We start from the raw sequence: 12,642 nt of genomic DNA, 5'->3' as shown, positions 1-12,642 counted from the left end.
AATTAGAAGATGGTGGGATGAGGTTTGTGCGGTTTGTTGTTTGTGCAATTTTCAGATCTATAAAAAATGACGGGGTATGCTTCGCAGTCAATTGGAGGAAGAATATAAAAAAAACAGGACACTCAGAGAGCATCCTATTTTCATTAATTACTATGCAAGTGTATTATTTTGCCCAAATTAGTTTGGTATTCATTTGATCCCCTCCCATTCGAGCTGCGGCGGCATCTTTATTCGCCTTATTGATCAAATTAAGATCAGTTGGATAGGTGATTCGCGCTGGTAAGTCGGTCAATCCAAAGAAGGGTACGAAGGTATATTCCGTTTGTTTTTGAGGTCCAGGCACACGCAATTCATGTGTTTCACCAGGGAGCAAGAGTGTTTTAGGGTAATTTGTTCTTCTGTATTCTGCCCAAGCTTCATACGGTTGCATATACAAGGCAATGTATTTTTGCGTGAGTATATTTTCTAGGTTTACTGTATTGACTTGAGCTAAATATGTGTCTTGATCTGTTGTTGTTACCTGCCATTTTTGCATAGACGCTCGAATTCCATTCTTATAGTTTTCTTGAGGATTTATGCCTAATTCAGCTAGGATGAATGCAACTTCAGCATATTCCATGAGGATCTCTGTATGGTCTGCGTTGTAAATCGTACCGCTAAATTGAGAAGCATAATCTGCTTGACTTCCAGTGTAATCATCCGTAACCCCGATGGGCATTCCGTAGTAGAAATCAGCGGTTCGATCGACGTAGTCGTTTTTTTCAATACAAGGAACAGCTTTTGAGGAGTCGTAAAAAAAGGCTAAAGTCGTTTCTACTTCTTTTCCACTATCCTCGTCTTTTAGCAATTGACTAATTGGCGCGACCATTTTAAACAAACGCGGATCTAGCACCCCAGCGAAAGGATTGGTTCGCTTTGTTTTGGATTCTCCTTTGAGTAGTTCTACGAAGGTATTAGCGGGCGAAAAATCGTTTCTTTTGTCTATAAAAGCATCAAAATAAAAAGGAGAAGGTCTCACTCTATCATTTTGGTAAGCCTGTCCCACGTTATCGTCGTTTGACTGCATTAATTCCTCTACATGGCTGCTTAAGTCTGCAATATGTTCTCTAGCGCTCGGCAGGACATCTTTGAGGCGATTGGCAATTCTCAATCGAAGGGAATTGGCAAATTTTTTGAGTTTTAAGGGAGAGCCAAAGAGGAAGTCACCCGATGAGAAGACTTGATCTGCATTCATATTTAAGGATGCTGCAGCATCTTTTAGCTCCTGCATGAGATCGGTGTATATTTTTTCCTGAGGGGCAAATACGGGCGTGGCTATTTCCGATGCAGTTCCCAGGGTCATTGCCTGGAAGTCCGCATCTTTTGTTCCGTAGGAGTAGTAGGGAACATCGCCATACATATCGACCAGTTGCAATTGGGCATACGCAATCATAATACGCGCAGCCGCTAGTTGATTAGCGGGGTCTCCATACGTTTTAACTTTTGCTTCATTCGCAGGATTTGTCACAATATCGATAATTTCCTTGTAGCCTTTCACTGCTAGAAAAATATTTTTATAGAGGCTGTTGTTGACTTCGCCTCTAAACTGATAGCGATCTTCTGCGGTATAATTTCGTTGAGCGGAATACTGTACCCAGGGCAATGCCATACGTCCGGAGGGCATTCCCCTACGGGTATTAGTCATCAGCGTTCTATTGGTATTGTTAAATAATCCATTGGTTGTTACTTCTAGGGGCTTATTGGGATCGATGTTGATTTGTTCCAAATCACTATCACAACTTGTAACTAGAAAAAGCAGTACTACAAGCGCCCAGGAGAAGGTATATTTTTTCATAGGTATTGATTATAATTTGAATTTAACGTTCATCCCATACGAGCGTGTAGAGGGTAGAGAAGCACCTTCGATAGCTTGGATATTTCCACTGGCGTAGGAAGCCATTTCAGGGTCCATACCATTCCAAGCGAGATTCCAACTAAACAAGTTTCTGGCAAATAGAGAGATTGTCACGCCGTGAAAAGGGCCAATCCACTTCACAGGTAGATCATAGGCTAAGGTTATTTCGCGTAGTTTAACGTAGTCGGCATCAAATACATTTTGTGCATCTACGGTTGTATTAAAGCCTTTTGCCCAATCTACTGCACTAATTCTTTGGTCGTTTTTCGCTCCGTCTTCGGTTACGCCATCCAAGATCAACCCTGCTTCGCGAATACCTCCTTTGGCTGTTTCTTCTAACATACCGGAATACATCCCATACATATGTGTTGTAGAGAAGTACTTACCTCCTTTTTGGATATCAATGAGAAATCCTAGGTTGAAGTTTTTATAGCGGAAACTGTTGCGTATTCCCATGTTGTAATCGGGCAGATAGGATCCCAAAGCTTTCACTTCTGTGGCTTTATACAATCCATCTTCTCCTATAACTTTGTTTCCATAGGCATCATATACGTAATCTGTACCGTAGATTTGCCCGTATATTTCCCCTATTTTCCCTTGTAAGGACACTCGAAATGGCGCTCTTGCAATTTCAACTGACTCAACGCCTTCAGCCAATCGGACTAATTTGTTTCGATTTTTTGCCACATTCCAGGTGATTTGCCAAGAGAAATCGGCGGTTTTTACGGGTGTTATATTCAGTGTTGCTTCAATTCCTTTGTTGCTCATATCACCGGCATTCATCCAGCGGTATGCATATCCTGTAGCCGCATCGTATTGCACTTTAGTGATGAGGTCTTTGGTGTCAATTTCATAATAAGACAGCTCAAATCCGATTCGATTCTTTAAGAATGCGGCCTCAATACCAATCTCTTTGGTTGTCATCAGCTCTGGTTTTAAATCTGGGTTGTTTGCTGTATCTTCTAATCCATAAGAGGGATCACCTAAAAAAGGGCCGATGACATTGTAGTAATCTTTTGTGCGATAAGGCTCAGTATCATTCCCTACTTGTGCCCAGCCAAGGCGTATTTTACCAAAGCTCAACCAATCCACCTCATTCAAAACGTTTGAAAAGATAAACGTTCCCGTTAAGGAGGGATAGGTTACGGATTTTTTTACTGTTGAAAACCAATCCGTACGAATTGTTCCTTCGAGGAAAGCAGTTTCAAGATAATTGACACTAGCAGAACCAAAGACAGAATTGGTGCGCGCATGTGAAAAGTCATTGATGGATTTAGCTGTTGCTACGCTATTGTTTAGGTTGTACAAATTGGGAAGATTCAGTCCTCCTACAGTTTCACCTTGTAAGAAATCGGCTCTTTTTTCACTTCTATTCACTCCGACAAAGGCATTTACACCTAGGGATCCGAAAGTATCATCGTAGTGTAAACGCCCTTCATAGTTGTATTCTGAGCCAGCGCGTCTGGAAATCAAATAGGAGGAAGTGCTTTGGGAGCCGACAGCCACGCGTTCTTCAATGTTCAAATTATAGCGATCTCCATAGGCGGTTCCCACTACATAGACTTTATCTGAGAAGTTATAGGTCAACTTTACATTTCCGTAGAGGCGGTTTCGAATATCCTCTGATAAATTTTCATAGACCACCCAATAAGGGTTATCGGAATAGGCGGGAATTCCACTATCCCAGGCGGTTCGATTCCAAGAGCGTTGATTGCCGTTTGCGAGTTTGTAGTCTTTTAATGTCTCGAAGTCGAGTTGACGTTGTCCCCATTGAAAAAAGCGCTCTGCGACTGAATTATCGCCATAGCCTATTTCAGGTCGGTTAAACCCTTTGGTTCTCACGTAGGTAACATTGGCTTCAGCTTTGAGGTTATCACTTAATGCTGTGGAGGCATTGATGGTCAAATTGTTGCGCTGTAGTTTGGAATTGGGAACGATTCCCTCGGTTACATTGTTGTTAAACCCCATTCGAATATTGCTTGTTTTGAAGGATTTAGCAATTGAAACGGACTGATTGTAGGTTACTCCTGTTTTAAAGAAAGTTCGAACATCGTGTTTGGATTTCTCCCAAGGCACTTCTTTCAAATAATCTGCGGGGAATTCTGGGTCAAAAGCATTCCATGGCAAATAGGGTGTCCCGTCAAATTTGGGTCCCCAACTTTCATCGAGGTTATATTCAGCAATATTGTATATTTTTCCGTTAATTTCTTGTTGTCTAAAGGTTGAGGTTGATCCACCACCATACTGTTGTTGCAGTTTGGGCATTATATTAACGGTTTCAAACGAGAGTCCGGTATTAAATTCAATGGCAGTTCGCCCATCTTTTGCGGACTTAGTGGTATAGATAATCACGCCATTTCCGCCTCGATTTCCATAAAGGGCGGAAGCAGGCCCCCCTTTTAAGACGGTTACTGTTTCAATATCATCAGGGTTAATATCTGCTGAACCGTCTCCATAGTCACGTCCACCAGAACCACGTTGCATGTCTTCATTCGCATAGTTGCTGTTGTCCAGGGGAATACCATCAACGACAATCAAAGGCAGGTTATTGCCCACAACGGACTTAACCCCTCTGAGGAGAATGCGCGTCGATCCCCCCATGGTAGAAGGGGCAGTTACTTGCAAGCCTGCTACATTACCAGAAAGGGCATTGATTGCGTTGGTCTGCCCTGCTTCAGCTATATGTTCACCTGAAACTTCTTGAGAGGAATACCCTAATTTCTTCTTGTCTCGCTTAATACCCAACGCGGTAACTACCACTTCGGTCAGCATATGTTCTGTGGGCACAAGTTGTACATTGAAAACCTTTTGATCGGTAACCTTGTACTGTACGTCTTTCATACCAATAAAGGAAAATACGACGGTGTCGCCTTTTTTTACCTTAATGCTATACTTTCCATCCAGATCCGTTTGGGTGCCTTGTTGAGTGCCTTGAATGATTACAGTAACACCTGGTAAGGTCATCCCTTCATCTGTTACAACTCCGGAGAGTTCTTTTTCTTGTGCATGTGCAAGCTGAAAAAACAAGCACAATACACTGAGATAGAGGTACCTTAATTTTAAATTCATTATGTATTTGATTAGTTTATTAATCAAAATTAACCTACCGTTATCTATAATAATTTAAAAAAACAAACAAGTGATTTCGGGACTAAATTCAAAAGTATAGAATTAAAATTCAACGAGTTATAGCTTATATTATTCAACTATTTATAAGGGTAAACATTTAGCCATAAGCTAAAAAAACCCTAAATATTAATAAAACATTAACTAATGGATATGGTGTTATTTAGGTGCATTTCCTGTTGAGTTTGTTAATTTATTTGTTTTCTTAAAGTAGGAAATGCTGTCTTATACAGTCAAATAAGGAAGATAATTGGGTGAAATTTCAGGTCTTTTTTCGGTTGTCACGTCCTCTCATAGCCATGATATGCAAGTTCAATACCCTGTTTTTATCTGATTGTAGACGAAAAAGAAGTGTTGAGTACTATACAATACAAGCAAATCCTTTGGGTTTTGTTCGGGTCTCCTTCGAGTCACCTTCGGTAAAAGTGCGTCTAACCCCTGTATTTCCGAACAATTACCGAAGGAGTATCGAACAAAACTAAAACAAAGCAGTATAATAACCTGATTATAACGACCGTACGATTTTTATATAGGAACAATAATGGTAATTTATGCCTATGTAGGCCAAATAAAGGTAAATATGGGAAAGGGGTATTTCAGATTCGTTTCAACTTGCTTAGGTTTGTAGCGTTTGCCTGTAGTAAGTACATGGCAAGGAAGGATTGTAAAAAGGGAGAGTAACTATTATCACTTACAAGACAGGGTTATTGGGGGCATGCATAGCGGAAAGTAGTAGTTCTACTCTTAGTATACCGGTTTCAGTATGTTCTTTTTTTTGGGTTGAGCATGATTAGGGGCCTTGTTCGTCCTACAAACAGGGACATAGTAATACAAAAGAAAGAGGGTGCCCTTTCGGACACCCTCTTCTGGGCTTAGTGCTGCTTGTTTAAAATCCTACAGCAGGATTATCGAAAAAAAATTGTTTTGTTGTTTACTTGTGTGTTACATTTCTAAAATAATGAACTCACTACGTCTATTTAACTGGTGCTCTTCTGCCGTACATGGTACGCCGTTGCTACATTTGTTTTGCAACTGACTCTCTCCATAACCACGACCTGTTAAACGACCTGGATCAATACCTTGCTCGATCATCCACTTAATAGTTGATTTCACACGGCGATCGGATAACTGCATATTGTATGCATCGTTTCCTCTACTATCCGTATGTGAACGTACATCAAGCTTCATGCTTGGGTACTCCTTCATTACTTCCACTACTTTCATCAACTCAATTGAGGCATCTCTGCGGATGTTTGATTTATCAAAATCAAAGTAAATCGGTTGTAATTGTAGCTTTTTGAATAGGTCATCGTTTACTTCTATTGGTTTTTCAGTTTTCTCAAGTCCGATATTCACTGTTTTAACCCCTGGTTCGCGATTGATATTAAAAGCTACTTCTACGGTATTGTATAAAGCTTTTTCTGCCTTAATGCGGTATTTATTTCCACAATCCAATAGCGAAGTTACATAATATCCTTTACTATTTGTGTATAAAGTATCGGATTTTTGATATAAGGCATCAGAAATAACAACTAAAGCATCGGCTAATACTTCGTTTGTATCCTTATCATATACGATTCCTTCTATACTTTGTTTACAAGGTTTTTCTGCTAGGAAGTAGATATCATCAGCTCCTTTACCTTCTGCTCGGTTTGAACTAACGAATCCTTTTCCTTGTGCTGGGTCTAAATAAAATCCAAAATCATCTAGGCTGCTGTTGATTGGTGCTCCCATATTCACCACTGGTCCAAAACTGCCGTTGGGATATAGTTTAGCTACAAACACATCCATTCCTCCTAATCCTGGGTGACCGTCTGAAGAAAAATACAATTGATTATCTGATGAGATAAAAGGAAAACTTTCTCTTCCTTCTGTATTAATTGTATTTCCAAGGTTTTCAACTTCCCCATAGGTTCCATCTTCATAAAGGCCTACGCGAAATAAATCAGATTGTCCAAGTGTTCCCTTTCGATCGGAAACAAAGTACAACCATTTTCCATCAGGAGTTAAAGCAGGATGGGCTGTATTGAAATTATCCGAATTAAACGGTAATTCCTCTACTAGTCCCCACTTCCCATCCGATTGCTTTACTGCCTTGTATAATTTCAACAACGAGGTTTTATCTCTATTTTGTTTGCTTTTACCGCTTGCTTTGGAGTTGTTACGCGTAAAGTACATCGTATTTCCATCGTTGGTAAAAACGGCTGTTGCATCATTTACTTTAGAGTTGATTTCTTCTGCGAAAAGCACAGGTTCTTCAAATCCATCTTGACCTATAGTTGAGCTGTATAGACTTGTGAAACTTTCGTTTGTCCACGCGTGAATTTGATTGCCGTTTTGGTGATCAGTTGCGCGGGCAGAAGTAAACACAAATTTGTCGCCTATCATCGTTCCTCCGTAGTCTGAGTATTCCGTGTTCAAGTCTAACAACTTAATGTCATAGCGATCCGAATGATTTTCGATATGTGCTAAGTAATCGCGGTTTTTGTTGAACAAGGCTGTACGAGAATCTTCTTTTTCTAGGGCAGCAAACTGCTCTAATAGCTCTTGCGACTTGGCGTAGTTTTCTACTGCTTTTAGCGTTTGTGCATAGCGGTAGTAGTATTCAGAAGACAATTTAGAGGTGTCTTTATCGTCATATGTTCCTTCAAATAACTCGGCATACCACTTATTTGCTTCGACTAATTTTCCGTTGAAATAGTAAGCGTCGGCTAAGTTTTGTAAGATAGAGGTATTGACATATCCTTTATCTGCTATGCGTTCGTAAACTTTAATCGCATCGACATAAGCTAAGCGATCAAAGTTTTTATCTCCTGTTTTTTCTTTTTTTATCTGGCTGTATCCTGAAATGCTAAAGCTCAAAGCTGCACTCAAAATCCCCAGTTGTACGATCTGTTTTACCATAGTTGTATCTTTTAGAAGAACCTCGGCGCTGTTATACGCTTAAACCCGTTAAACAATGTGAAACGCATAAAGATCTCATGCGATCCTGAGTTGTAGTTTGCCAACTTGGTTGTTTCTGCATCGTAGCTATACCCCACAAAGATATTTTCCGATACTTGAAATCCAACTAAACCACTTACTGCTGCATCCCAACGGTATGCAATTCCCGCAGTAAACTTATCTACAAACATAAAGTTGGCTGATAGGTCCACTTGTAAAGGCGATCCTTGTTCGATTTTTACCATTGCTGCTGGTTTAAACTTGATGCTGCTATTCAAATCAAATACATAGCCCCCTGTTGCATATAGGTGTATTTTTTCGCGTAGCGTCTTCACATCATTGTCGTTATAGCGCGAACGAGTCAACAAGTTCGGAGCCGATAATCCAACATAAGCTTTATCCGAGTACAAGAATAATCCCGCTCCAATATTTGGGGTGAATTTATTCTTGATATCCTCTTCTGCTACGGGATCCGAAGGATTGTAAATATGCAATTTACTGTAATTCACATCCAATAAGTTAGCCGATCCTTTCAATCCAAAGGCCAACTTATAGTCGTAATTTAAATCAATGGCATAGGACAAATCAATCGACAACGTATTGTCATCCATCACCCCAAGGTGATCGTTTACGAAGTTTACGCCTAGTCCTAATCCTGAATCACCTAATGGGGTATTCATAGATATGGTAGCTGTTTTAGGAGCTCCCTCTAGTCCCACCCATTGGGTGCGGTACAAACCAAAGATGTTTAATCCTTCTCTACTCCCAGCATAGGCAGGGTTGATATTGGAATGATTATACATGTATTGGGTATATTGTGGATCTTGTTGTGCATAGGCTTGTGTCATGCTGAACAAGCCTATACCGCCAAGAACAATCGTCTGTATTGTGTTTCTAAATTTCATCTAGTTTTGATTTAATTAGACTCCAAATGTAAATTTGCAGCTTTCTTAATCATGCGACTACCGTTTTTATCTGTGTATTCATACGTAACAACGTAGTAATAGGTTCCACTTGGTAGTTTTTTGCTCTTATCCACAGTTACGCGGCCTTCTGAATATCCTCTAAATACATTGCTACTTCCGTCTCCGTTTGTATCATATCCTTTAGTTTCGTATACTTTTACTCCCCAACGGTTGTAAATCTCTACGGTATTGTTTGGATATTTTTTGATGTTATCAATGATAAAGTAATCGTTCTTACCATCGCCATCTGGCGTGACTAAGTTGTAGATCACGATATCTCCGTCCAAAATCCAATCTTTCTTCACCGTTGCTAGGGTAAAGAACCCATACCCTTTTACTTCAGATACGGTAGTGATTTCTTTTGAAGCCATATCGACAACACCACCTTCGTCCACCCACATTTGTTGGGTTGCATCCCAACGAACGATGTGTAATTCATTCTCTGGATCCACAAGCATAGCAGGTAAAGTTGTACGTTCATCCCAGCTCAAGGTCAATAAAATATCGCTCTTGGTATCTGCTCCTCGGTCTAACAACCAGTATTCCCTCGTGTTAAGTTCTTTGATTACCCCTGCTGTAGTTGGTCTTGCTTCGAAAAAGGCATCGTCTTTGGTGCGGTATTCCCCTACAAAGGCATCTTTTACCGTTTGAGGAGCAGTGATACGCGCATAGCGGTACATTTGCTGATCTCCTTTAGGGTATTGGAAGGATTCATTACCGATTTTCTCCACTTGACCTTCGGCATGGGAAGCATCATCTACGTTGGCAACTTTAGCACCTTGTTGGAAGCTCAACATCCCTAGGGGTATTTTTTCCCCCTCCGCTAGTGTTGGGTCTACAATGATAATTCCATCTAAGAAGTCCATCGTACCGTGAACGTCCATGTTGTTTTTCAAATCAAAGGCCTTTTTAGGCGTAGGGTTATTCAACTCGACATGGTGAAATTCAGAAAGCGAACTTCCGCTGATCAGTTGTGTACCTTGCTCATTTTCGTAACGCGTAAAAACAGCTTTTCCTGTTTTGCGATTCGTAGTGAAGCTATAAAATCCATCGTTGTTAAAATCGCGATAGTAATAGGCCGTACCGTCGTTTAAAACTTTAGCATCCTCTTGGTTATCAAAACTATACATCGTCGAAATAACGCCTCCTGTAGCAACGGACAACTGACCTTGATTGACAAAAGCTTCTTTTGAGGACTGTGCAAAGACAGTTCCACTGGCGCTTAACACGCTTAAAAGAAGTACACGGTTCATATATATTTTTTTCATAGTTTACAGTCTTACTTTTATAAGTCCTGTGTTAATCCAAAAGGACTAACACAGGTTTTACTATCTACCAGTTTCTATTTACTGACGTGGCGTATCTCTAACTACGAATACTACTGTCATAAATGCACCGTATTTTGCTTTTTTCTTGATTTTGTACGTCAATACTCCAGCATCACTCACAGCAACACCCTCAAATACAGCAGGATCATAATATGCTACATAGAAGTCTAACTGTTTAGCATCAAATGTAGGAATTGTTGCTTTTTCAGCACTATTGTTTTTAATTAAACCTGGTCTTGTTCCCTCGATCGGTGTATCAACAACAGGATTTGAACCTCCAAACATGGATACATACTCTTCGTATAAGTTTCTTGTTTGTACTTCATTGTGTTTTTTAGATGTATCAAACATTACTGGTGGCATGTAGAATACTTTTGGCATTGCTGCTTTTACATCTACTGTATATTCGTTTGCCTCATTACCAGCGCCTTGTGTAACCACTACATTAGACGTTGCTCCTTTTACAACAGTTGATTTATCTTTAGCTGTCCAAACTGCTTTTGCTTGGTCTCCTGTTCCAACAGTAGTTAGAATTTGTCCTTCCGCACCAGCTTCTATTCGAGTAACAGCAAGATTACCTTTCATGTTTTCAATGTTGAATTCAGCTTCGTTTACTGTTAAGTTAACTGCTTTTAACAAAGAGCTAGTAGCATCTCCATCAACAGTTAATAAAGCATTAGCTGAAGTCAACGCCTCACCATCAACATTCGTTGCAGCTATTTTTTGATAAACTACAGATCCATCAGCTTGTACAACAGGAACTTTTCCTTCATCAGCTTTTTCAGCTCCTAATTTATCTGCAGTAACAACTTTACTTCCTAAGTCAGCAGTAGCAATACTTCCATCTTGAATTTCTTTTGATGTGATCGATTCCCCTTTCACACGTAAGCTTGTTTCAACTAGTACAGCTTGAGTTCCTCCAGTTACTACTTCAATTGTTGCAGCAGTTCCGTCAGCAGCAGTTAAGTCTTTAGCATTTGACACCGCAGTTGCGTCTACGTTAGGTGTAGCAGCAATCCACTTACCTCCTTGGTATGTCAATACTTGACCTTCTGTTTTCTGTCCTTTAGTTTCAACTTCAGTACCTTGTAATGAAGTGATTTCATTTGAACCTGCACTTCCAGTTACATCTCCAGCTAAAGTTACATTAGTCAATGTTGATTGATCTACCCATGCTGTTTTGCCATCTGCTCCAGTAACTAAGATTTGGTTTACATTACCTGGTTTGATTTCTAATGTTACATTTTTCAACGTAGCATTTGCTCCATTTGATTCTCCACCAACAGTAATACTCGTTGAAGTAATTCCTTTTGTTGAAACTACGTTCTCTTCTGATAATTCAACTGATGCATCTTTTCCATTCACAGTACTTGTTAATTTATTTCCTGTTAAAGTCAATGCATTCGATGTATTCTCATGGATTGTCGTATTAAGATTAATCTCTTGCTTACCTCCTTGTGAGTTTACATACGTCAAAATACTTGTTGTCGCATCATACGATAAACTTGTGTTGTTTAACGTAATCGTCTTGCTTTGTTTGTCAGAGCCTACATATGTCAACTCATTTTTATCTGCGTCATAGGTTACTCCACCACTATTTAAGGTAATAGTATGTGATTTACCTTCCTCGTCTTGGTATACTAAAGCATTAGTAGGAATATCATAGCTCAATACCGTTAAAGTTTCATTAGCTGATACCAATGCACTTAAATTGATTGTTTGAGATTCTCCTTTTGAATTCTTATACGTTAATGAATTCGTATTCTCATCGTATGTTAAACCTGTTTCGTTGAATGTGAAGTCTTGTGAAACACCTTTTGCATCTACATATGTTAATGTATTAGTCGCTGAATCATAAGATACAGATCCTGTTCCTAAGTTTAATGCAGTTTCAACTCCACTTTCATCTTTATACGTCAATTTGTTTTCAGCTATGTTGTAGCTCAACACCGTTAAAGTTTCATTAGCTGATACCACTGAACTTAAATCAATCGTTTGTGTTCCTCCTTGTGAGTTTACATACGTCAAAATACTTGTTGTCGCATCATACGATAAACTTGTGTTGTTTAACGTAATCGTCTTGCTTTGTTTGTCAGAGCCTACATATGTCAACTCATTTTTATCTGCGTCATAGGTTACTCCACCACTGTTTAAGGTAATAGTATGTGATTTACCTTCTTCGTCTTGGTATACTAAAGCATTAGCATTAATATCATAGCTCAACACCGTTAAAGTTTCATTAGCATCAACAACATTTACAATGGCATCATAAACATCACCTTTGTTTGTAATGTTGTTTACTACGTCTTCTGTTAAAGCGATAGTTGTGATTGCGTTTCCTGCTGCATCTTTGAAGATGTATGAAGTATTTCCGTTTGCGTCAACT

6 protein-coding genes are annotated in these 12,642 nt (G+C 39.6%); all 6 read right to left on the bottom strand.

The annotated features are described in order from the left end of the window. Window positions 1-163: 163 nt before the first annotated feature. Window positions 164-1,834, bottom strand: a complete 1,671-nt coding sequence (locus HX062_RS02820) for a SusD/RagB family nutrient-binding outer membrane lipoprotein (protein ID WP_286466338.1) — start codon at window positions 1,832-1,834, stop codon at window positions 164-166. A gap of 9 nt (window positions 1,835-1,843) precedes the next feature. Next, window positions 1,844-4,963, bottom strand: a complete 3,120-nt coding sequence (locus HX062_RS02815) for a SusC/RagA family TonB-linked outer membrane protein (protein ID WP_286466337.1) — start codon at window positions 4,961-4,963, stop codon at window positions 1,844-1,846. 999 nt (window positions 4,964-5,962) lie between these two features. Continuing rightward, complete coding sequence (locus HX062_RS02810; protein ID WP_286466336.1) at window positions 5,963-7,924, bottom strand: OmpA family protein; 1,962 nt, start codon at window positions 7,922-7,924, stop codon at window positions 5,963-5,965. Between the two features lie 11 nt (window positions 7,925-7,935). After that, window positions 7,936-8,868: a PorP/SprF family type IX secretion system membrane protein gene (locus tag HX062_RS02805; protein WP_182626289.1), complete on the bottom strand. Its 933-nt coding sequence runs from the start codon at window positions 8,866-8,868 to the stop codon at window positions 7,936-7,938. An 11-nt stretch (window positions 8,869-8,879) separates the two neighbouring features. Then, entirely contained in the window at window positions 8,880-10,196 is a 1,317-nt protein-coding gene (locus tag HX062_RS02800) for a T9SS type B sorting domain-containing protein (RefSeq protein WP_286466333.1), read from the bottom strand. 78 nt (window positions 10,197-10,274) lie between these two features. Next, the coding region (locus HX062_RS02795) for an autotransporter outer membrane beta-barrel domain-containing protein (protein WP_502888497.1) at window positions 10,275-12,642 on the bottom strand (2,368 nt) is incomplete at its 5' end.

The sequence above is a fragment of the Myroides sp. DF42-4-2 genome (genome assembly GCF_030326445.1).
GTDB lineage: Bacteria > Bacteroidota > Bacteroidia > Flavobacteriales > Flavobacteriaceae > Flavobacterium.
This window is presented reverse-complemented; position numbering and strand designations above follow the sequence as displayed.

Excerpts from the sequence above, each read along its gene's own strand:
- HX062_RS02820 (WP_286466338.1), bottom strand. The coding sequence starts at position 1,834 with ATGAAAAAATATACCTTCTCCTGGGCGCTTGTAGTACTGCTTTTTCTA.
- HX062_RS02815 (WP_286466337.1), bottom strand. The coding sequence starts at position 4,963 with ATGAATTTAAAATTAAGGTACCTCTATCTCAGTGTATTGTGCTTGTTT.
- HX062_RS02810 (WP_286466336.1), bottom strand. The coding sequence starts at position 7,924 with ATGGTAAAACAGATCGTACAACTGGGGATTTTGAGTGCAGCTTTGAGC.
- HX062_RS02805 (WP_182626289.1), bottom strand. The coding sequence starts at position 8,868 with ATGAAATTTAGAAACACAATACAGACGATTGTTCTTGGCGGTATAGGC.
- HX062_RS02800 (WP_286466333.1), bottom strand. The coding sequence starts at position 10,196 with ATGAAAAAAATATATATGAACCGTGTACTTCTTTTAAGCGTGTTAAGC.